This window comes from Paracoccus sp. M683 (genome assembly GCF_007096355.1).
GTDB lineage: Bacteria > Pseudomonadota > Alphaproteobacteria > Rhodobacterales > Rhodobacteraceae > Paracoccus.
Window position 1 is genome coordinate 414,152 of sequence record NZ_VKDF01000005.1, and the last position, 18,176, is coordinate 432,327.

25 protein-coding genes and 1 tRNA gene are annotated in these 18,176 nt (G+C 64.1%); 20 read left to right on the plus strand and 6 right to left on the minus strand.

Features of this window, described 5'->3' with window-relative positions; translation table 11 throughout:
• Window positions 1–7 precede the first annotated feature (7 nt).
• The 4 genes from FNJ84_RS12370 to fabI are packed head-to-tail and all read right to left on the minus strand — an operon-like array spanning window position 8 to window position 2,497.
• Window positions 8–496 carry a DUF2127 domain-containing protein gene (locus FNJ84_RS12370; RefSeq protein WP_185968508.1) on the minus strand — a complete coding sequence of 163 codons (489 nt, stop codon included), beginning with the start codon at window positions 494–496 and terminating at the stop codon, window positions 8–10.
• On the minus strand, window positions 493–990 hold the full coding sequence (gpt, locus tag FNJ84_RS12375) for a xanthine phosphoribosyltransferase (protein WP_185968509.1): 498 nt from the start codon (window positions 988–990) through the stop codon (window positions 493–495). The genes FNJ84_RS12370 and gpt overlap by 4 nt, the downstream gene beginning before the upstream one ends.
• Before the next feature lie 12 nt (window positions 991–1,002).
• On the minus strand, window positions 1,003–1,614 hold the full coding sequence (locus FNJ84_RS12380) for a LysE family translocator (RefSeq protein ID WP_143793419.1): 612 nt from the start codon (window positions 1,612–1,614) through the stop codon (window positions 1,003–1,005).
• A gap of 52 nt (window positions 1,615–1,666) precedes the next feature.
• Window positions 1,667–2,497, minus strand: a complete 831-nt coding sequence (gene fabI / locus FNJ84_RS12385; RefSeq protein WP_143793420.1) for an enoyl-ACP reductase FabI — start codon at window positions 2,495–2,497, stop codon at window positions 1,667–1,669.
• Window positions 2,498–2,578: 81 nt separating this feature from the next.
• Here fabI and pdxH point away from each other — a divergent pair, with 81 nt between their 5' ends.
• The 4 genes from pdxH to FNJ84_RS12405 all read left to right on the plus strand — a co-directional run bounded on the left by pdxH (window position 2,579) and on the right by FNJ84_RS12405 (window position 4,625).
• A complete protein-coding gene (gene pdxH, locus FNJ84_RS12390) occupies window positions 2,579–3,184 on the plus strand; it encodes a pyridoxamine 5'-phosphate oxidase (RefSeq protein WP_143793421.1) in 606 nt (201 codons plus the stop codon).
• 174 nt (window positions 3,185–3,358) lie between these two features.
• Window positions 3,359–3,973 carry a cold-shock protein gene (locus tag FNJ84_RS12395; protein ID WP_143793422.1) on the plus strand — a complete coding sequence of 205 codons (615 nt, stop codon included), beginning with the start codon at window positions 3,359–3,361 and terminating at the stop codon, window positions 3,971–3,973.
• A 17-nt stretch (window positions 3,974–3,990) separates the two neighbouring features.
• Window positions 3,991–4,506: a DUF192 domain-containing protein gene (locus FNJ84_RS12400; protein ID WP_143793423.1), complete on the plus strand. Its 516-nt coding sequence runs from the start codon at window positions 3,991–3,993 to the stop codon at window positions 4,504–4,506.
• A gap of 42 nt (window positions 4,507–4,548) precedes the next feature.
• Window positions 4,549–4,625 (plus strand) — tRNA-Pro (locus FNJ84_RS12405).
• Between the two features lie 36 nt (window positions 4,626–4,661).
• Here FNJ84_RS12405 and FNJ84_RS12410 read toward each other — a convergent pair.
• Window positions 4,662–4,865 carry a hypothetical protein gene (locus tag FNJ84_RS12410; RefSeq protein WP_143793424.1) on the minus strand — a complete coding sequence of 68 codons (204 nt, stop codon included), beginning with the start codon at window positions 4,863–4,865 and terminating at the stop codon, window positions 4,662–4,664.
• Between the two features lie 267 nt (window positions 4,866–5,132).
• Window positions 5,133–6,335 carry a PLP-dependent aminotransferase family protein gene (locus tag FNJ84_RS12415; protein WP_143793425.1) on the minus strand — a complete coding sequence of 401 codons (1,203 nt, stop codon included), beginning with the start codon at window positions 6,333–6,335 and terminating at the stop codon, window positions 5,133–5,135.
• 232 nt (window positions 6,336–6,567) lie between these two features.
• Between FNJ84_RS12415 and fabF the strand changes: the two genes are divergently transcribed.
• The 16 genes from fabF to FNJ84_RS12495 all read left to right on the plus strand — a co-directional run bounded on the left by fabF (window position 6,568) and on the right by FNJ84_RS12495 (window position 18,167).
• The gene (fabF, locus tag FNJ84_RS12420; RefSeq protein ID WP_143793426.1) at window positions 6,568–7,830 is read left to right on the plus strand and encodes a beta-ketoacyl-ACP synthase II; all 1,263 of its coding nucleotides are present in this window, start codon (window positions 6,568–6,570) and stop codon (window positions 7,828–7,830) included.
• The gene (gene mltG / locus FNJ84_RS12425; RefSeq protein WP_143793427.1) at window positions 7,830–9,011 is read left to right on the plus strand and encodes an endolytic transglycosylase MltG; all 1,182 of its coding nucleotides are present in this window, start codon (window positions 7,830–7,832) and stop codon (window positions 9,009–9,011) included. The genes fabF and mltG overlap by 1 nt, the downstream gene beginning before the upstream one ends.
• A 132-nt stretch (window positions 9,012–9,143) precedes the next feature.
• Window positions 9,144–9,584: a hypothetical protein gene (locus FNJ84_RS12430; RefSeq protein WP_143793428.1), complete on the plus strand. Its 441-nt coding sequence runs from the start codon at window positions 9,144–9,146 to the stop codon at window positions 9,582–9,584.
• A gap of 288 nt (window positions 9,585–9,872) precedes the next feature.
• Complete coding sequence (locus FNJ84_RS12435; RefSeq protein ID WP_143793429.1) at window positions 9,873–10,295, plus strand: permease; 423 nt, start codon at window positions 9,873–9,875, stop codon at window positions 10,293–10,295.
• Entirely contained in the window at window positions 10,252–11,598 is a 1,347-nt protein-coding gene (locus FNJ84_RS12440) for a DNA-packaging protein (protein ID WP_143793430.1), read from the plus strand. Before FNJ84_RS12435 ends, FNJ84_RS12440 begins: the two co-directional genes overlap by 44 nt.
• 112 nt (window positions 11,599–11,710) lie before the next feature.
• Window positions 11,711–12,895 (plus strand): phage portal protein, encoded by a 1,185-nt coding sequence (locus FNJ84_RS12445; protein ID WP_143793431.1) that lies wholly within the window; start codon window positions 11,711–11,713, stop codon window positions 12,893–12,895.
• 7 nt (window positions 12,896–12,902) lie between these two features.
• A complete protein-coding gene (locus FNJ84_RS12450; protein ID WP_143793523.1) occupies window positions 12,903–13,136 on the plus strand; it encodes a hypothetical protein in 234 nt (77 codons plus the stop codon).
• Window positions 13,137–13,139: 3 nt separating this feature from the next.
• Window positions 13,140–13,670 (plus strand): HK97 family phage prohead protease, encoded by a 531-nt coding sequence (locus FNJ84_RS12455; protein ID WP_143793432.1) that lies wholly within the window; start codon window positions 13,140–13,142, stop codon window positions 13,668–13,670.
• 131 nt (window positions 13,671–13,801) lie between these two features.
• Window positions 13,802–14,965, plus strand: coding sequence for a phage major capsid protein (locus FNJ84_RS12460; RefSeq protein WP_143793433.1), 1,164 nt, complete (start codon window positions 13,802–13,804; stop codon window positions 14,963–14,965).
• Window positions 14,966–15,141: 176 nt separating this feature from the next.
• Entirely contained in the window at window positions 15,142–15,759 is a 618-nt protein-coding gene (locus tag FNJ84_RS12465; protein WP_143793434.1) for a hypothetical protein, read from the plus strand.
• The gene (locus FNJ84_RS12470) at window positions 15,759–16,097 is read left to right on the plus strand and encodes a head-tail adaptor protein (protein WP_143793435.1); all 339 of its coding nucleotides are present in this window, start codon (window positions 15,759–15,761) and stop codon (window positions 16,095–16,097) included. The genes FNJ84_RS12465 and FNJ84_RS12470 overlap by 1 nt, the downstream gene beginning before the upstream one ends.
• On the plus strand, window positions 16,094–16,513 hold the full coding sequence (locus FNJ84_RS12475; protein WP_143793436.1) for a DUF3168 domain-containing protein: 420 nt from the start codon (window positions 16,094–16,096) through the stop codon (window positions 16,511–16,513). The genes FNJ84_RS12470 and FNJ84_RS12475 overlap by 4 nt, the downstream gene beginning before the upstream one ends.
• 11 nt (window positions 16,514–16,524) lie before the next feature.
• A complete protein-coding gene (locus FNJ84_RS12480) occupies window positions 16,525–16,938 on the plus strand; it encodes a phage major tail protein, TP901-1 family (protein ID WP_143793437.1) in 414 nt (137 codons plus the stop codon).
• A complete protein-coding gene (locus FNJ84_RS12485; RefSeq protein WP_143793438.1) occupies window positions 16,938–17,252 on the plus strand; it encodes a gene transfer agent family protein in 315 nt (104 codons plus the stop codon). Before FNJ84_RS12480 ends, FNJ84_RS12485 begins: the two co-directional genes overlap by 1 nt.
• Window positions 17,249–17,461, plus strand: coding sequence for a phage tail assembly chaperone (locus FNJ84_RS12490; protein WP_143793439.1), 213 nt, complete (start codon window positions 17,249–17,251; stop codon window positions 17,459–17,461). Before FNJ84_RS12485 ends, FNJ84_RS12490 begins: the two co-directional genes overlap by 4 nt.
• 49 nt (window positions 17,462–17,510) lie before the next feature.
• Window positions 17,511–18,167: a phage tail tape measure protein gene (locus tag FNJ84_RS12495; RefSeq protein WP_143793440.1), complete on the plus strand. Its 657-nt coding sequence runs from the start codon at window positions 17,511–17,513 to the stop codon at window positions 18,165–18,167.
• Window positions 18,168–18,176: the final 9 nt, after the last annotated feature.

Genomic DNA, 18,176 nt, shown 5'->3' on the forward strand with positions numbered 1-18,176 from the left:
CATTGGATTATTCAAGCTGCGATCCCCGTCGCCATTCCCGCCAGGTCAGCCAGATCACCAGCAGATCGAAGGCCGACAGTGCCAGCATCACTGGCGATCCGCTGACGGCCCAACGGTGCATCTGATAGCCGACAAACCCCGCAAAAACCACGATCGCCAGCGGATAGGCGGCGGCGATGCGCCGCACCAGCAGGGCAATCACCACCAGTTTCACCAACCCGTGGCTCAGCAGATAGACGGCATAGAAATGCTGGCTGCCGGCATCGAACCGGCTGGTCAGCCGCAACACCCGCGCGACCATCGGGTCGGTCGGGTCCTCGATCAGCTCGTTATGGGTCAGCCAGTCGATGCTGCGCTGGATCGTGGCATTGGCGGTGAACAGCAGCGCCAGGCCCGTCAGGCTTTCCAGCGCCGCCAAGAAGCCTTTCAGCGCCAGACCGGCCTCGAACAGCCAATGCAGCGCGCCACGCTCGGGCGGCAGATGCCGTGCGGTCAATCCTCGCCGCGATAGGGCTGCACATATTGCAGCGCCATGTCCCAGGGGAAGAAGATCCAGGTATCCTGACTGACCTCGGTCACATAGGTTTCGACCATCGGCTTGCCCTTGGGTTTGGCATAGACGGTGCCGAAATGCGCCTTGGGATACATCTCGCGGATCAGTTCCAGCGTGCGGCCCGAATCGACCAAATCGTCGACGACCAGAATGCCCTCGCCATCGCGCATCAGCGCATCATCGGGCTTTTTCAGAACCTCAAGCTGGCCCTGGCCAGCCCCGGTGCCAACGCCCTTGTAGGATTTGATCGAGATCGTGTCGATGGTGCGGATGTCCAATTCGCGCGCGACGATCATCGCCGGCACCAGCCCGCCCCGTGTCACGGCGACGACGGCCCGCCAATCGGTCCCGTCCAGCCGCCAGGCCAGCGCGCGCGCATCGCGATGCAGCTGATCCCAGCTGACGTGAAAACCCTTCTCATGGGGCAGGCGGTCCATCAGTTCTCTCCTTCAATGCCGCAGGATCAGCGAAATTCCCAGCAGGCCGATCAAGGCCGCCGCAATCCGGTCGATCCAGAATTTCGCCGCATAATAACGACGCCGCAGCAAAGGCAAAGCCATCAGCGTGGCTAAGGCGGTGTAAAACGACAGCTCGACCACCAATGCCGTGCCAAAGATGACGGCCTTGTCAGCCAGTGACAGCGCGGCGGGAAAAATCGACAGCAACACGGCGGAATAGAACAGCGCGGGCTTGGGATTCGACAGGTTCAGAATCAGCCCACCCAGAAATCCGCTGCCAAAACGCTTGTCCGAGGGGTCCGGCAGCGGATCGGCGGCATGGCGCCACATCTTCCAGGCAATCCAGATCAGATAGGCACCGCCCAGAACCTTCAGCGCCACATAGGTCCAGGGCACGACGCGAAACAGCACCGTCAACCCCAGCAACGCAAACAGGCACCACAGCGCCGCACCCACGGCCAATCCCCAGCCATAGGGCAGGGCGCGGGCGCGCCCCATGGCAAAGGCGCTTTGGCTGACCGCGATCACGCCGGGACCAGGCGACAGGATCGCCACCGACAATGTGCCCACGAAAACCGCCAACTGGGCAATCGTCACAACCATCTGGCTTCTTTCTCGTCCAAATACCCGTCCGGCCGTGCCGCGGGGATCGCGCTCAGTCTTTCTTCACCACGGTCGCAATATCAGGCGCGTCCACCGCCTTCATGCCGACGACGTGATAGCCCGCATCGACGTGATGCGTTTCGCCCGTAACGCCCGAACCCAGATCCGACAGCAGATACAGCGCCGACTTGCCCACATCAGCCTGCGTCACGTTCCGGCGCAGAGGCGAGTTCAACTCGTTCCACTTCATGATGTAACGGAAATCGCCGATGCCGCTGGCTGCCAGGGTCTTGATCGGCCCGGCAGAAATCGCATTCACACGGATACCGTCCTTGCCAAGATCCTCGGCCAGATAACGCACCGACGCCTCCAGCGCGGCCTTGGCCACGCCCATCACGTTGTAATGCGGCATCACCCGTTCGGCGCCGTAATAGGTCAGGGTCAGCAGGCTGCCACCTGCGGGCATCATCGCGGCGGCGCGCTGGCACACGGCGGTGAAGGAAAAGACCGAGATATCCATGGTCATGTTGAAATTGGCGCGGGTCGTGTCGACATAGCGGCCGCGCAACTGGTCCTTGTCGGAAAAGCCAATGGCGTGAACCACAAAATCCAGCCCACCCCATTCATCCTTCAGCGCCCCGAACAGCGCGTCGATCGAGGCTTCATCACTGACATCGCAAGACAGGACCAGCGACGATCCGACCTGCTCGGCCAGCGGCTCGACCCGCTTTTTCAGAGCTTCGCCCTGATAGGAGAAGGCCAGCTGTGCCCCTTGCTCGGCGACGGCCTGGGCAATGCCCCAGGCGATCGACTTGTCATTGGCCAGCCCCATGATCAGACCGCGCTTGCCGGCCATCAATCCGGATTTTTGCTCGCTTGACATGAGATGATCCTCGCGCTTTCAACCTTTTGGGAATGTGATTAGGCCAAAGGCCGGTGGGCATCAAGCGCCAGAGGAGGGGCAATGACATCACGAGACGGCATCTTTGCGGGCGACGACCCCTTTGCAATCGCGCGGCGCTGGTTGGACGAGGCCACGGCAAGCGAACCGAACGACGCCAATGCGATGGCCCTGGCGACGGTCGATGCCGAGGGGCTGCCCGATGTGCGGCTGGTTCTGCTGAAGGAAATCGAGGCTGACGCCTTTGTTTTCTATACGAATTATGAAAGCGCCAAGGCGCAGCAGCTGGACCTGGCCGGCAAGGCGGCGCTGGTTCTGCACTGGAAATCGCTGCGCCGACAGATCCGTGTGCGCGGGTTGGTGACGCGCGAGGATGGGCCGCAGGCCGATTCGTATTTCGCAAGCCGCCCGTTGCAAAGCCGCATCGGCGCCTGGTCCTCGCCGCAATCGCGCCCGATTGCCAGCCGCGAGGTGCTGCTGGCCGAGGTCGCGCGTCAGGGCCTGAAGCAGGGGCTGAACCCGTCCCGCCCGCCGTTCTGGGGTGGCTATCGCATCCGGCCGGTGCAGATCGAGTTCTGGGCTGATGGTGCCTTCCGGCTGCATGACAGGTTCAAATGGGTCCGAAAAGATGCGGAAAATGCTTGGCAGATCGACCGTTTGGCCCCATAAAGTTGACGAAGCGGTTCACTTTGCATTCGCCTTACCCGTCAACCTGCCGAAAAGGTTAGGAAAGCATCTAATTTTACCCAGCGGCAATTTGTCGGTCTACGGTTGATGGTGGCCGTGTGTAGGCTTATTTTTGTGGGATCGAGTAGCGCAGGCGACAAGAAAGAGTATCGCGTAATGACCGGGGACAACCCTGACGAAAAAACTGTAACGGGGCTGATCAAATGGTTCGACCCCGCAAAAGGGTATGGCTTCATCTATAATGACGAGGGTGGCCCGGACATCCTGCTGCACGCGAATGTCTTGCGCAATTTCGGACAGGGATCTGTTGCCGACAATTCGCAGGTGACGGCGCGGGTGCTGACAACGGCGCGCGGCCTTCAGGCCGTCGAGGTGTTCGAGATCATTCCGCCCGACAGCCACGGCATGCCGCCGATCGCGGATCTGCCGCAATCGGTGATCGAGGATCTGCAATCGCTGGTCTTGCAGCCGGCGCGGGTCAAGTGGTTCGACAAGGCCAAGGGCTTTGGTTTCGCCAATATCTTCGGGCGCGACGACGATGTCTTTCTGCATATCGAGGTGCTGCGTCACTCTGGCCTGGCGGATCTGACGGTGGGCGAGGCCGTGGCGCTGCGCGTGGTCGAGGGGCCGCGAGGGCTGATGGCGGCGCAGGTCGCCAGTTGGGATGAGATCCTGCACCACAAGACCAGCGACGCGCTGCCCGGATCCAATCCGTCGCCTGATGCCCCCGGCGAAGAGGCAGACGCCGCCCCGCGCGTCATCGTCGGCTGACCGGCGGCGATTGTCGGATGCGGCTCGGGCAACATTTCGCTGCGATCGGTGTGGCGACGCTGCTGGTCGCCGTCGCATCGGCGGGGTCGGGCGGGGCGCAGGCCCTTGGCTGCGATCCGCAGCAGGCAATCTTTCAGACCGGGCAGGGACCGCTTGCGATTGCGGTTGAACTGGCCGACGATCCGCAGGAACGCGCGCAGGGCCTGATGTTCCGGCGCGATCTGCCGGCAAAGACCGGCATGCTGTTCATCTATGACGCGCCGCAGCCCGCAAGTTTCTGGATGCGCAATACGCTGATCCCGCTGGACATCATTTTCATGGATGCCACCGGGACCGTGCGCCATATCCACCGCAATGCGCGCCCGCTGGACGAGACGCCGATTCCCGGTGCTGCGGTCGGCGATCCCGATCCGCTGCGGCTGTTTGTGCTGGAAATAGCGGGTGGCGAGGCCGACAGGCTGGGCATCAAGGTCGGGCAGGCAATGGCCCATCCGGCCGTGCCCGCCGACAATGCTGCGATTTCCTGCGACTAGCCCCTTCCCCCGCGCGTTCCGGCGCGCTAGAAGGCGCGGGTTCGGGGCGTAGCGCAGCCTGGTAGCGCGACGGTTTTGGGTACCGTAGGCCGGAGGTTCGAATCCTCTCGCCCCGACCATCACTTAGCTGATTTGCATGTGGTCCGTTTTACACATCAATTTACAGCTTTGAGCAGCCTGATTATCGTGGATTTCCGTGTCGATGATGAGGGATGGTATTGGCCATCGCCGTCGGTCAGCACGATCTTGTCGCCCTGCGCTCGGTCGCAATAGGTGATGACGTCACGGCTGGCCGTCGCAACCGTCGATTCGGCCCGCGCGTTGAAGATAAAGCGGTCGGCGCCGACGCCCCCTGTCATACCGTCTTTCCCGGCGCTGCCGTTCAGCAGGTCACGACACGACCCCTGCCGCCATTGAGGAAATCGACGTCATCGCCGTCTTCAAGGTCGTCATCGCCACCCATGCCCGACATCGAATAGCGGTCCTGATTGTCATAAACCTATTCAACACCTGCGGCGCCGTAGGTGCGTTCATGTCCCGTGCCGCCCCACATGATTCTACCACGCAGCCGACCTCTCTATTTGAGGATCGCCCCAGATCCTGTCCAAACTTGCAGTCGTTGGGGGCTAGGCCTGGCGCAGCAGCCGGCCAAGCCGGGCGATGCCTTCGTCGACCATCGCCTGTTCGTGCAGGGTGAAGCTGAGGCGGATCGTGTTCCTGCCGCCGCCGTCGGCGAAGAAGGCATGGCCCGGAACAAAGGCGATCTTTTCGGATTGCAACGACCGGGCCAGAAGATCGGCGCCGTCCATCGTCTGAGGCAGGGTCAGCCAGACGAACATGCCGCCTTCGGGTCGGGTCCAGCTGACGCCCTGGGGCATCTCGCGTTCAAGTGCATCCAGCATCAGGTCGCGACGGCGGCGATAGACCTTGCGGATGCCGGGAACATGTTCGGCGAAATGGTCGCGGGCGACGATATGGGTGGCGATCTGGTTCAGCGTCGGTGAATGCAGGTCGGATGCCTGTTTCAGCAGCACCAAGCGTCTGATCACATCGCGCGGGGCACAGACCCAGCCCACCCGCAGCCCCGGCGCAAGGGTCTTGGAGAACGACCCGCAATAGACCGTGCGGCAGGCGTCGATATCGCCCTTGCGTGCGATTTCCCGCGCCAGGATCGGCGGGATCGCCTGACCGTCATAGCGCAGCGACTGATAAGCGGCGTCCTCGATGACGACGATGTCCAGCGTCTCGGCCAGATCAAGCAGCGCGTCGCGGCCGGCGGCGCCGATGGTTTCGCCCGTGGGGTTGGCAAAATCGGGCGAGAGATAGGCAAATTTTACCCGGCCATCGCCTGCCGCCTCGGCATAGTCGCTGGCGGGGCGGTTGTCGCCGGGGATCAGCCGGTCATAGCGCGGCTGATAGGCATTGAAGGCGCCAAGCGCGCCCAGATAGGTGGGCCCGCGGACCAGCGCGGTATCACCGGGAGAGATCAGCAGCTTGCCCAGATAATCCAGCGCCTGCTGCGAGCCCGATGTGATCAGGATATTGTCGCGGGTGCAGGGGATGCCGATTTCGGCCATCTGCCCGGCGATCCAGTCGCGCAGGGGGGCATAGCCTTCGCTGACCGAATATTGCAGCGAGATGCCAGCCGCATTGTCCGCCAGCGCCAGTCCCATTGCATCACGAAAAGCCTGCGCCGGAAACAGCGCCGGGTCGGGGATACCGCCGGCAAATGAGATGATATCGGGCTGGTCCAGCAGCTTCAGCAACTCGCGGATCTCGGAGGCCTTCATGCGCGACATGCGCGATGCCAGCATGGTTTCGGTGATCATCGCTGTCCCCCCCAGTGATCCTGCCCATGGCTTTGTCGCGCGGGGTCGAGGTTAAGTCAATGGTCCTGACCTGTATGCGGATGGTTTCGCGCAGGGAATTATTGGTCTGCCGGTGATCTGGTTCACGAAACGGTGGCGCTTTGGTGGCGGGCTTTTGCCTGCCCGGCGTTGCGCGGCCACTGCCCCGCGTGTATCAGGTCGGACAAAGACGGGCAGTTTGAAGGATCGCCATATGCGCAGGGTTGTTGTCACCGGGCTGGGAATGGTCACGCCGCTGGCCTCGGGTGTCGAGGCGACGTGGGAACGGCTGCTGGCCGGCCAATCGGGGGCGGGCACGATCACCCGTTTCGACCCCAAGGATGTGGTGACGAAATATGCCTGCGAGATCCCTTTTGGCGATGGCAGCGACGGCACATTCAATCCCGATGACTGGATGGAGCCGAAAGACCGCCGCAAGGTTGATGATTTCATCCTTTACGGCATGGCCGCGGCGACGCAGGCGGTCGAGGACAGCGGCTGGAAACCCCAGACCGAAGAGGATCACGAACGCACCGGCGTCATGATCGGGTCGGGTATTGGCGGGCTGACCAGCATCGCCGAGACCGCCGTGCTGATCAAGGAACGCGGGCCAAAGCGGGTTTCGCCCTTTTTCATTCCGGGCGCGCTGATCAATCTGGTCAGCGGGCAGGTCAGCATCCGCTTTGGCTTCAAGGGGCCGAACCATGCGGTCGTCACCGCCTGCTCGACCGGCGCGCACGCCATTGGCGATGCGGCGCGGCTGATCGCGCTTGGCGATGCCGATGTGATGGTCGCGGGCGGGGCCGAGGCGCCGATCAGCGAAATCGGCATTGCCGGGTTCAACGCCTGCAAGGCGCTGTCGACCAAGCGCGCCGATGATCCCCAGCATGCCAGCCGCCCCTATGATCAGGACCGTGACGGGTTTGTCATGGGCGAGGGCGCCGGCTGCGTCGTGCTGGAGGAATATGAACACGCCAAGGCGCGCGGGGCCAAGATCTATGCCGAGGTGCTGGGTTATGGCCTGTCGGGCGATGCCTATCACATCACCGCACCAAGCGAGGATGGTGATGGCGGTTTCCGCGCAATGAAGAATGCGCTGAAGAATGCCGGGCTGGAGCCGGCGGCCATCGACTATATCAATGCGCATGGCACCAGCACCATGGCCGACACGATTGAACTGGGCGCGGTTGAACGCCTGATGGGCGATCATGCCAAGGATGTGGTGATGTCCTCGACCAAATCTTCGACAGGGCATCTGCTGGGCGCGGCCGGCGCGATCGAGGCGATCTTCTGCATCCTGGCCATTCGTGACCAGATCGCGCCGCCGACGATCAACCTGGATAACCCTGCGGTCACGCCAAAGCTGGATCTGGCGGCAAACGCGGCCGTGCGGCGCAAGATCGACGTGGCCCTGTCCAACAGCTTTGGCTTTGGCGGCACGAATGCCAGCCTGATCCTGGGCAAGGTGGCCGACTGATGTGGCGCAATATCGCCTCGAACTTTCTGACGCTGGCGCTGGTGCTGATGGTGGCGATCGCCGCCGCCGTCGCCTGGGGCCGGCAGCAGTTCACCGGGCCGGGGCCAAGCGAGACGGCGCAATGCGTGCAGGTGGCGCAGGGCGCCAGCCTGAACGCCGTCAGCAACCAGCTGGCCGAGCAGGGGGCGGTCAGCAGCGCCTATCTTTTTCGCGCGGGCGTTGATTATCAGGGCCGTGCGGGGCAGCTGAAATTCGGCAGCTATCTGGTGCCGCCCGGCGCCAGCATGGAACAGATCTCGACCGCGATCACGGCCGGAGGGCCTTCGACCTGCGGGACCGAGGTGATCTTTCGCGTCGGTGTCCGCGCCAACAGCGTGGTGCTGCGCGACATCAACCCCGCGACCGGTACCTATGAGGAACGGGTGAAATACGATCCGGCCACCGAAGCTGCGCCCGAAGCCATCGTCCAGGCCGAGCAACAGCACGATGCGCGGCTGCGCGTCGCCGTGGCCGAGGGCGTGACCAGCTGGCAGATCGTCGAAGGGCTGAAAGCGGCCAGCTTCATGGCGGGCGAGCTGGGCGAAGTGCCGCCCGAAGGCAGCCTTGCACCCGATACCTACGAGATCGAGTCAGGCGCCGACCGTGCCACGCTGCTGGCCGAGATGTCGCGGCGCCAGACTGCGATCCTTGCCGCTGAATGGGAGGGGCGTCCCTTTGGTCTGCCCTATGCCAGCCCCGAAGAGGCGCTGATCATGGCCTCGATCGTGGAAAAGGAAACCGGCGTCCCGGACGAGCGGGAAACCGTGGCCAGCGTTTTCGTCAACCGGCTTGAGGCCGGAATGCGGCTGCAAACCGACCCGACGGTGATTTACGGCGTGACGGGCGGGCAGGGCATTCTGGATCGCGGCTTGCGCCGGTCCGAACTGGATCGCGCGACGCCCTATAACACCTATCAGATCGACGGCTTGCCACCCACGCCCATCGCCAATCCCGGCCGTGCGGCGATCCGGGCGGCGCTGAACCCTGCCAGCACCGATTTCTTCTTCTTCGTGGCCGACGGCTCGGGCGGGCATGCCTTTGCCCGCACATTGGACGAACACAACGCCAATGTCGCCCGTTGGCGCGAGATCGAGGCACAGCGCGGCCAGTCGACGGAAACACCGGTTCAAGGCGGCGGCTGATCACCACAAGCTGTTTTTGACCAAATGCAACAAAGGTTAACCCCCGCCCGGAACCCGGTGCGGGGGTTTTCCGTTCTGGAGAAGGGGTCGGCAAACAGGCCGGACTGCCGCGTTAACGATGAGGGGAACACGATGAAGCTTTCGGACATGATTTCCAGCCTGGCACGCAGCGCGCAGGATTTTGAAAAACGGATCGAGCAATGGCAAAATGATCTGAGCGACCGCACCGATGAGTTGAAGGTCAGCGCAAGCAAATGGCTGGATGACGCGAAGAAGCGCGACGCGGAAATGCAGGCGCAGGTGAAGGGTTACTTCGACGATGCAAGCGATCAGGTGAAAGCGCAGTGGAGCAAGGCCAAGGCCGATTGGGACGCTGATGTCGCCCGACTGCGGGCCAAGGGCGAAGAAATGCGCCAGAGCGCCCAGAACATGCAGGACGAGGAAGTCGCCGATTGGGCCGAGGCCTATGCCGCCAATATGGTGGCTTATGCGCAGCAGGTCCAGGAAGAGGCCAGCAAGGCCGTTGCCTCGGCTGCTGAAGCCCGCGCAAAGGTCGCCGGAAACCAGGCTTGAACGGCGAAGGATTCGCCGACTGTGATGCACGTCATGGTTGATTTGTGGCGGCAACAGGGGTGCTGTTGCATATGGTGTTCCGCCCCTGTTGCGCATGTTAAAATGTTGTTTTGTATTGTTAAATAGGCATGCCTTGAGCGTGCGCTGCGTTTTTGGTTGACTTACCGAACGCCCTAAAGTAGAAAGTATACATGCTGGGAGAAGTGGGCAAGCGGCCGGGGTAACACCTTGGGCCGCTTTTTCGTTTCTCGCTCGTGCGGGCAGAACACGAGGCGGGGCAGTATCTGAATGAACGATATGGAGTGGGGCGGGGCTGACACCCCCGAGGGGCCGTTCGCGGCAATCGAAAACGTGCCCGAAACCGACCGCAAGGCGGTTCGGGCCGCAATCGAGCGGGCTTTGACGCCCAATGATCTGGACGAGGTGAATTTCGCCTCGTCGCTGCTGTGGAGCTATGTCGCCGATCTGGAACGCGATTGGCGGGCCATGAAGGCCGGTGACCAGGTCGCGCTGGACGCCGACGCCCTGAAGAAGGCGGTGAAGTCGGCCAAGGACGTGCGCGAGGCGCTCGACCATCTGAAACAGGAAAGGATGAAGGTTGACAAACTTCGCAAGGACATTGCCGGCGGGGTCGGAGGAGGGTGCCTCGACCTTGATGCCGCAAGAGATGAGATCGGGCGCAGACTGGCTTGCCTGCGCCGCGCAGGATGAGGTGGACGAATTTCTGGGCGGGCTTAGCGAGAATGCGCTGTTGAGCCTGCCCTGGCTGTTCGAGTTCTGGGCCTTGCCGCATCAGTTGCCGCCAGAAGGCGACTGGAAAAGCTGGGTGATCATGGGCGGGCGCGGTGCGGGCAAAACCCGCGCCGGGTCCGAATGGGTGCGGCGGATGGTCGAGGGGCCGACCGCCGCCGCACCGGGGAAATGCCATCGTGTCGCGCTGGTGGGGGAAACCTTCAACCAGGCGCGCGAGGTGATGGTGATGGGGGAAAGCGGCATTTTGGCCTGCTCTCCCCCGGATCGGCGGCCGGTCTGGGAGGCCGGGCGGCGGCGGCTGGTCTGGGCCAATGGGGCGACGGCGACGGTCTATTCGGCGCATGAGCCGGAGGCGCTGCGGGGGCCTCAGTTCGATGCGGCCTGGGTGGATGAACTGGCCAAGTGGAAGAAGGCCGAGGATGTCTGGGACATGCTGCAATTCGCATTGCGGTTGGGCGAGCATCCCCAGCAGGTGATCACCACGACGCCGCGCAATGTCGGGGTGCTGAAGCGGATATTGGGAAATGCCAGCACGGTGACGACCCATGCGCCAACGGATGCGAACCGGGCCTATCTGGCGGAAAGCTTTCTGGCCGAGGTGGCGGAACGCTATGGCGGGACGCGGCTGGGGCGGCAGGAGCTGGACGGGGTGCTGCTGGACGATGTCGAGGGGGCGCTGTGGACCACGGCGATGCTGGAAGGCTGCCGGGTAGAGGTGGCGCCGAAGCTTTCGCGGGTTGTCGTGGCAGTTGATCCGGCAGTCACCGGGGGCAAGGCCAGCGATGAATGCGGGATCGTGGTGGCCGGTGTTGTGAGCGATGGCGAGCCGGGCAATTGGCGCGGCTATGTGCTGGAGGATGCGACGGTCAAGGGCGGGCCTTTGGACTGGGCGCGGGCGGCCATCGCGGCGATGGATCGGCATGGGGCCGAGCGGCTGGTGGCCGAGGTGAACCAGGGCGGCGATCTGGTGGAAAGCGTGATCCGGCAGGTGGACCCTCTGGTGCCGTTCCGGGGTTTGCGGGCGGCGCGTGGCAAGGGGTTGCGGGCCGAGCCGGTGGCCGCGCTTTATGAACAGGGGCGGATCAAGCATCTGCGCGGCGGCAATCTGGGGGCGCTGGAGGATCAGCTGTGCCAGATGACGGTGCGCGGGTTCGAGGGGCGTGGTTCGCCCGACCGGCTGGATGCGATGGTCTGGGCCATGCATGAGCTGATGATCGAGCCGGCGGCGGGGTATCGGCGGCCGCAGATGCGGCAGCTGTGAGGGTAGCCGGGGGCGCTTCGCCCCCCGGACCCCCAGAGGATATTTGGATCAAAGCGAGGGGCCGTGCCGGTGGGTGCGGCCCTTTTTCGTGGGAAAGTGCAGGAGGCGAAGGATGGCGTTTCGATTGTTTTCGCGGGAGGGCAAGGCCGATCCCGTGGTGGAAAAGAAGGCCAGCGCGACGGGGCGGGTCGTGGCATTCGCCAGCGGCTCGGGCCGGGTGGCGTGGTCGGCGCGGGATACGGGATCGCTGACGCGGGGCGGCTTTGTCGGCAATCCGATCGGGTTCCGCTCGGTTCGGTTGATTGCCGAGGCTGCGGCGGCGGTTCCGCTGATCTGTCAGGACCGGGAACGCCGCTATGAGACGCATCCGGTCGTTGATCTGTTGCGCCGGCCCAATCCGGGGCAGGGGCGGGCAGAGCTGTTCGAGGCGCTGTTCGGGCAGTTGCTGCTGTCGGGGAACGGCTATCTTGAGGCGGTCGGGCTGGGGCCGGATGGGTTGCCAGAGGAACTGCATGTTCTGCGCTCGGATCGGATGAACATTGTGCCGGGTGCTGACGGTTGGCCGGTGGCATTTGAATATGCGGTTGGCGGGCGCAAGCACCGGTTCGACATGACCGGCAGTCCCGATCCGATTTGCCATATCAAGAGCTTTCATCCGCAGGATGACCATTACGGGCTGTCGCCGATGCAGGCGGCTGCGGTGGCGCTGGATGTGCATAACAGCGCCTCGGCCTGGTCCAAGGCGTTGTTGGACAATGCGGCGCGGCCCTCGGGGGCGATCGTCTATAAGGGCGTGGACGGGCATGGCAGCCTGTCGCCCGATCAATACGACCGGCTGGTCTGCGAGATCGAGGCGAACCATCAGGGCGCGCGGAATGCCGGGCGTCCGATGTTGCTGGAAGGGGGGCTTGACTGGAAGCCCATGGGGTTCAGCCCGAGCGACATGGAATTCCATGAGACCAAGCTGGCCGCCGCACGAGAGATCGCCCTGGCCTTTGGGGTGCCGCCGATGCTGCTGGGGATTCCCGGCGATGCGACCTATGCCAACTATGCCGAGGCGCATCGGGCTTTCTATCGGTTGACGGTTCTGCCGCTGGTGACGCGGGTGGCGGCTTCGGTGGCCTGGTGGCTGAGCGAGCATCAGGGCACCGAGGTCGATCTGCGGCCCGATCCCGATGGTGTGCCGGCGCTGGCGGCCGAGCGTGACCAGCAATGGCAGCGGATTGGCGGTGCCAGCTTTCTGACCGATGCGGAGAAGCGGGCGCTGCTGGGCCTGCCGCCGTTGGCAGATGGATGATCTGGGCATGGAGGGCGCGCGCTTTACCAAGGACGCCTATGGTTGGCACGACCAGCGGTTTGCTGCGCAGGAGCGCATCATGGCGCTGCAATTCGGTGCGGTCGAAAAGCGGTTGGAGAAGATCGAATCGCTGATCGAAGGATTGGAAAAGCGGCTGTGGATGACGGTTTACGGCGTGGTCGCCGTGATCCTGACGCAGGCCGTGCAGGGTATTCTGGAATTTGCGCCGAAAGGGGGCTGAGGCATGGATCTGGGGCTGGAGTTGAAATTCGCGGGCGGCGCGCCGGTGCTGACCGAAGGATCGGTGATCGAGGGCTATGCCAGTCTGTTCGGGCTGACCGATCAGGGAGGCGATGCGGTGATGCCGGGTGCTTTTGCCGCAAGCCTGAAGAAGTTGGCGGCCAAGAGCGACAAGGTGCGGATGCTGTGGCAGCACGATCCGACGCGCCCCATCGGTGTCTGGGACGAGATCCGTGAGGATGAGCGGGGGCTGTGGGTCAAGGGGCGGCTTTTGCCCGAGGTGGCGCAGGCACGCGAGGCGGCAGCGCTGATTCAGGCGGGCGCCATTGACGGGCTGTCGATCGGCTATCGCACCATCCGCGCCACACGCGACCAGAAGGGGCGTCGGATGCTGGCCGAGGTGGAGCTGTGGGAGGTATCGCTGGTGACCTTCCCGATGCTGCCCGAGGCCAAGGTCGGGCGCAAGGCGGCCGAGGATCTGCTGGAAATGGCGGCTGTTTTTGCGGCGGCGACCGAGGCGTTGCGGGCCGAGTAAGCGTTTGGTGCGTGCGAGCACGCACCCTAAGGGATTGGCGCGGTGTCGCGCCTGACAGGGTTCGGGTCGCGCGGGGGCGCGGTTCGGCAAAGGGGCGGCATCGCCCAGATCATCGTGATGAGGAGACATCAATGACCGAGGTGAAAGCCGCGGCCGGGGAAGACATGCCCGGAGAGCTTAAAGGGGCGATGCTTGGGTTCGTAAGTGAACTCAAGCTGTTCCGTGATGACATTCAGAAAAAACTTCAAGCACAGGACGAACGTATGACCATGCTCGATCGCAAGACCGCCCTTCGTGGCCGCAGCCCTCTGTCGACCAATGCCGAGGTCGAGGTGCCGCATCAGAAGGCGTTCAATGCCTATCTGCGCCGCGGTGATGATGACGGGCTGCGTGGCCTGGTGATCGAGGAAAAGGGCCTTACGGTCGCCAGCGATGGTGGTTTCCTGGCCGCGCCGGTGGTGGCAGAGACCGTGCAGAACGTGCTGCGCAGTGGTGCCTCTCTGCGCAAGCTGGCCAATGTGGTGACGGTCGAAAGCGGCAGCTATGAGGTGCTGGTCGACAAGGGCGATCTGAGTGCCGGCTGGGCGACCGAGGCCAACGCGACCGAGACCGGCACCTCGGGGATCGAGCGGATCAGCATTCCGGTGCACGAACTGTCGGCCATGCCGAAAGCCAGCCAGCGGCTGCTGGATGATGCGGCATTCGACGTCGAGGCCTGGCTGGCCGAACGCATCGCTGACAAGTTCGCGCGGGCCGAGGCGGGTGCATTCATCAACGGTGACGGCATCGACAAGCCGCGCGGCATTCTGTCCTATCCGACCGCCGAAACGGGCTCCGAGGCTGAAGGCCAGATCGGCTTTGTCGCAAGCGGCAGCATGGGTGGTTTCGACCCGGCCAGCCCGGCGGATGCGCTGATCGACCTGGTTTATGCGTTGGGTGCCGAATACCGGGCCAATGCGAGCTTCGTGATGAACTCGAAAACGGCGGGGGTCGTGCGCAAGATGAAGGATGTGGACGGGCGCTTCCTGTGGACGGATTCGATCGCGGCCGGCCAGCCGGCGCAGCTGCTGGGTTATCCCGTGCTGATCAGCGAGGACATGCCTGATATGGACATCGACTCGCTGTCGGTGGCCTTTGGTGATTTCCACGCCGCCTATACGGTGGTCGAGCGTCCTGACCTGCGCGTGCTGCGTGATCCGTTCAGCGCCAAGCCGCATGTGCTGTTCTATGCCACCAAGCGCGTCGGCGGCGGTGTCACCGATTTCCGTGCCGTGAAGTTGATGAAATTCGCCTGATCCGGGATCGGGCGAAGGGGGCTGCGCAACACGCGCCGGGCCGACCGGCAAGATTGTCCGCGCGCGCTGAGGACCGGCGCGCGGGCGCGGCCCCCACATGCAACGGTTCCGCCCGATCGGGGCGGGGCCTTTGCGATGATTTTCAGACGGAACGGCAGCAGGGGAAGGTTCGGGACATGATGCTGATCGAGGAAACGGCGCCTGCGGCGGAGGCGCTGCCTGTCGCCGCGTTGCGTGACCATCTGCGGCTGGGTTCGGGTTTTGGCCAGGCCGAGGACGAAGCAGAAAACACGGCGCTTGCAGGTTTTCTGCGGGCGGCAATCGCGACGATTGAGGCGCGAACGGGCAAGGTGCTGCTGATGCGGCGCTTTCGCATGCAGTTGGACGATTGGCGTGACCGGCTGGGCCAGACCCTGCCTTTGGCGCCAGTGATTGCGGTCGAGCGGATCGAAATCGACGACGGGGCAGGCACGGTGACCGAGCTGCCGGTTGAAAGCTGGCGGCTGATCGGCGATCTGCAACGTCCGATGATCCTGCCGGTCGGGGTGATCCTGCCGAATGTGCCGCGACTGGGATCGGTGACGGTGACCTTCACCGCCGGTTTTGGTGCCGATTGGGCCTCGGTTCCGGCCGATCTTGCGCAGGCGGTATTGATCCTGGCCACCCGCTATTACGAGGATCGCAGCCTGTCCGGCGGCAAATCGGCGCTGCCTTTCGGGGTCAGCGCACTGATCGAAAGCTGGCGGGCCGTGCGTACGCTGGCCGGGCGTGGTTCTGCGCGGGAGCGGCGGTGATGGCTGAGCCGGTCCTGAATGTGCCGTTGCTGCTGGAGGCGCCGCAGCGGCAGGGCGATGGGTTGGGTGGCAACCGCGTCGATTGGCAGCCCTTGGGCAAACTGTGGGCCGAGATGCGGGCAGGGTCGGGGCGAGAGCGTCGGGGCCAGGCAGGGGCGCAGAGTGTGGTTGCCTGGCGGATCACGATCCGTGCGGCAGCCCATGGTGATCCGCGCCGACCTCGACCCGAGCAGCGGTTGAGGCTGGGTGCGCGGGTCTTTCGGATCGACGCGGTGGCCGAGCGCGATCCCGATGGCCGCTATCTGGTCTGCTTTGCGCGAGAGGAGAACCTGTCATGAGTTATGCGGCAAGCGTCGCCTTGCAGGCGGCCGTCTATCAGCATCTGCGGGCCGACGCGGTGCTGGCTGATCTGGTTGGTGACGCGATCTTTGATGCGATGCCTGCCTCGGTTCCAAGCGGGATCTATGTCTCGTTGGGGCCCGAGGATGCGCAGGATGCGGGCGATATGACGGCTGCCGGATCGCGTCACGATTTCGTCGTGTCGATTCTGTCGGGCAGCGATGAAAGCGATGGCTTCGGTGCGGTGAAGCAGGTCGCAGCCGCCGTCAGCGATGCGCTGGAGGCAGGCGAGTTGCTGCTCGACCGTGGGTATATGGCGGGGCTTTGGTTCCTGCGCGCACGGGCGCGGCGGGTGGAAAACGGTGCGGCGCGGCGGGTCGATCTGACCTTTCGCGCCCGGATTGATCTGGGCTGAGGAGAGAAAAAATGGCAGTGCAGAACGGGCGTGATCTGCTGATCAAGATGGACATGATAGGTGATGGGACCTTTGTGACGATTGGGGGGCTGCGGGCCTCTCGTCTGGCGTTCAACGCCGAGACGGTCGACGTCACCAGTCTGGAAAGCCAGGGCGGCTGGCGCGAGCTTCTGGGCGGCGCGGGGGTGCGCAGCGCCTCGATCTCGGGTTCGGGCGTGTTTCGCGATGCCGATACGGATGGCCGCGCGCGACAGGTGTTCTTTGACGCAGAAGTGCCGCGTTTTCAGGTCGTGATCCCCGATTTCGGCGTCGTCGAGGGGCCGTTCCAGATTACCGGCCTGGAATATGCGGGCAGCTATAACGGCGAGGCGACCTATGAGATGTCGATGGCCTCGGCCGGTGCGCTGAGCTTCGAGCCGCTGTGATGGTGAACCCGATGCGCGGCGAGGTTGCGATCACACTGGATGGTCAGCCACATGTGGCGCGGCTGACCCTTGGTGCGCTGGCGGAACTTGAGGCGGATCTGGGCAGCGAAAGCCTGCTGGCGGTCGTCGAGCGGTTTGAGGGCGGTGGCTTCACCTCGCGCGATGTGCTTGCGGTTCTTGTCGCCGGGTTGCGGGGTGCGGGGTGGCAAGGAACCGCCGCAGATCTGATGTCAGTCGAGTTCGGGGGTGGGCCGATGGGGGCGGCGCGGGCGGCGGCAGAGCTGCTGGCCCGCGCCTTCCGGCTGGAACCATGAAAGCGCCATCTGACGCAGGCGATGACCGGCCGCGCGGGCTGGATTGGTCGGGGTTGATGCGGGCTGGGATCCGTGGGCTTGGCCTTCGCCCGGCCGAGTTCTGGGCGCTGACCCCGGCCGAGCTGGCATTGATGCTGGGCGTCGAGTCCGGCCCGCCCGCTATGACGCGCGATCGCCTTGCCGAGATGGCGGCGCGCTATCCCGACTGACCGCCAGGTCGCCGGGAGCAACATCTATTCAGGAAGCGAGGACCGTTTGATGGCGGACAATAACGGATTCGCGGCCGGGCTTGACCGGCTGGACGAAGATTTCGATCAGGCCGGCGCGATGACGGCCGCATTCGAGGCAGAGTTGTCGCGGCTGCGGCAGTCGATGATGTTCACCAGTCGCGAGGTCGGCACGCTGTCGGGCGGGCTGGAACGGGGGCTGCGCCGCGCTTTTGACGGTCTGGTTTTCGACGGGATGAAACTCTCCGACGCCCTGCGCGGGCTGGCGCGGTCGATTTCGGACACCATTTTCTCGATCGCGATGAAGCCGGTCGAGCAGGCGTTGGCCGGCAGTCTGGCGCAAGGTCTCGGCGGCATGGTCTCGGGTGCGATGCCATTTGCGAATGGCGGTGCATTCGTCCAAGGGCGGGTGATGCCTTTTGCCAAGGGCGGTGTCGTCAGCCAGCCCACGCATTTTCCGATGCGCGGTGCGACCGGTTTGATGGGCGAGGCCGGCCCCGAGGCGATCATGCCTCTGCGCCGTGGTGCGGATGGCCGGCTTGGTGTTGCGGCTGCTGGCGGTGGAGCCCGTGCGGTCAATGTCACGATGAATATCACCACGCCAGATGTGGGCGGGTTCCGGCGCAGTCAGTCGCAGATCGCGGCGCAACTGGGTCGCGCGATGGCGCGCGGCGAACGCAACGGCTGAATCAGAGGG

Excerpts from the sequence above, each read along its gene's own strand:
- FNJ84_RS12480 (WP_143793437.1), top strand. The coding sequence starts at position 16,525 with ATGGCAGTGCAGAACGGGCGTGATCTGCTGATCAAGATGGACATGATA.
- FNJ84_RS12380 (WP_143793419.1), bottom strand. The coding sequence starts at position 1,614 with ATGGTTGTGACGATTGCCCAGTTGGCGGTTTTCGTGGGCACATTGTCG.
- FNJ84_RS12395 (WP_143793422.1), top strand. The coding sequence starts at position 3,359 with ATGACCGGGGACAACCCTGACGAAAAAACTGTAACGGGGCTGATCAAA.
- FNJ84_RS12460 (WP_143793433.1), top strand. The coding sequence starts at position 13,802 with ATGACCGAGGTGAAAGCCGCGGCCGGGGAAGACATGCCCGGAGAGCTT.
- gpt (WP_185968509.1), bottom strand. The coding sequence starts at position 990 with ATGGACCGCCTGCCCCATGAGAAGGGTTTTCACGTCAGCTGGGATCAG.
- FNJ84_RS12415 (WP_143793425.1), bottom strand. The coding sequence starts at position 6,335 with ATGATCACCGAAACCATGCTGGCATCGCGCATGTCGCGCATGAAGGCC.
- pdxH (WP_143793421.1), top strand. The coding sequence starts at position 2,579 with ATGACATCACGAGACGGCATCTTTGCGGGCGACGACCCCTTTGCAATC.
- FNJ84_RS12495 (WP_143793440.1), top strand. The coding sequence starts at position 17,511 with ATGGCGGACAATAACGGATTCGCGGCCGGGCTTGACCGGCTGGACGAA.
- FNJ84_RS12400 (WP_143793423.1), top strand. The coding sequence starts at position 3,991 with ATGCGGCTCGGGCAACATTTCGCTGCGATCGGTGTGGCGACGCTGCTG.
- FNJ84_RS12490 (WP_143793439.1), top strand. The coding sequence starts at position 17,249 with ATGAAAGCGCCATCTGACGCAGGCGATGACCGGCCGCGCGGGCTGGAT.
- fabF (WP_143793426.1), top strand. The coding sequence starts at position 6,568 with ATGCGCAGGGTTGTTGTCACCGGGCTGGGAATGGTCACGCCGCTGGCC.
- FNJ84_RS12465 (WP_143793434.1), top strand. The coding sequence starts at position 15,142 with ATGATGCTGATCGAGGAAACGGCGCCTGCGGCGGAGGCGCTGCCTGTC.
- FNJ84_RS12410 (WP_143793424.1), bottom strand. The coding sequence starts at position 4,865 with ATGACAGGGGGCGTCGGCGCCGACCGCTTTATCTTCAACGCGCGGGCC.
- fabI (WP_143793420.1), bottom strand. The coding sequence starts at position 2,497 with ATGTCAAGCGAGCAAAAATCCGGATTGATGGCCGGCAAGCGCGGTCTG.
- FNJ84_RS12445 (WP_143793431.1), top strand. The coding sequence starts at position 11,711 with ATGGCGTTTCGATTGTTTTCGCGGGAGGGCAAGGCCGATCCCGTGGTG.
- FNJ84_RS12450 (WP_143793523.1), top strand. The coding sequence starts at position 12,903 with ATGGAGGGCGCGCGCTTTACCAAGGACGCCTATGGTTGGCACGACCAG.
- FNJ84_RS12435 (WP_143793429.1), top strand. The coding sequence starts at position 9,873 with ATGAACGATATGGAGTGGGGCGGGGCTGACACCCCCGAGGGGCCGTTC.
- FNJ84_RS12455 (WP_143793432.1), top strand. The coding sequence starts at position 13,140 with ATGGATCTGGGGCTGGAGTTGAAATTCGCGGGCGGCGCGCCGGTGCTG.
- FNJ84_RS12475 (WP_143793436.1), top strand. The coding sequence starts at position 16,094 with ATGAGTTATGCGGCAAGCGTCGCCTTGCAGGCGGCCGTCTATCAGCAT.
- FNJ84_RS12470 (WP_143793435.1), top strand. The coding sequence starts at position 15,759 with ATGGCTGAGCCGGTCCTGAATGTGCCGTTGCTGCTGGAGGCGCCGCAG.
- FNJ84_RS12485 (WP_143793438.1), top strand. The coding sequence starts at position 16,938 with ATGGTGAACCCGATGCGCGGCGAGGTTGCGATCACACTGGATGGTCAG.
- FNJ84_RS12430 (WP_143793428.1), top strand. The coding sequence starts at position 9,144 with ATGAAGCTTTCGGACATGATTTCCAGCCTGGCACGCAGCGCGCAGGAT.
- mltG (WP_143793427.1), top strand. The coding sequence starts at position 7,830 with ATGTGGCGCAATATCGCCTCGAACTTTCTGACGCTGGCGCTGGTGCTG.
- FNJ84_RS12440 (WP_143793430.1), top strand. The coding sequence starts at position 10,252 with ATGAGATCGGGCGCAGACTGGCTTGCCTGCGCCGCGCAGGATGAGGTG.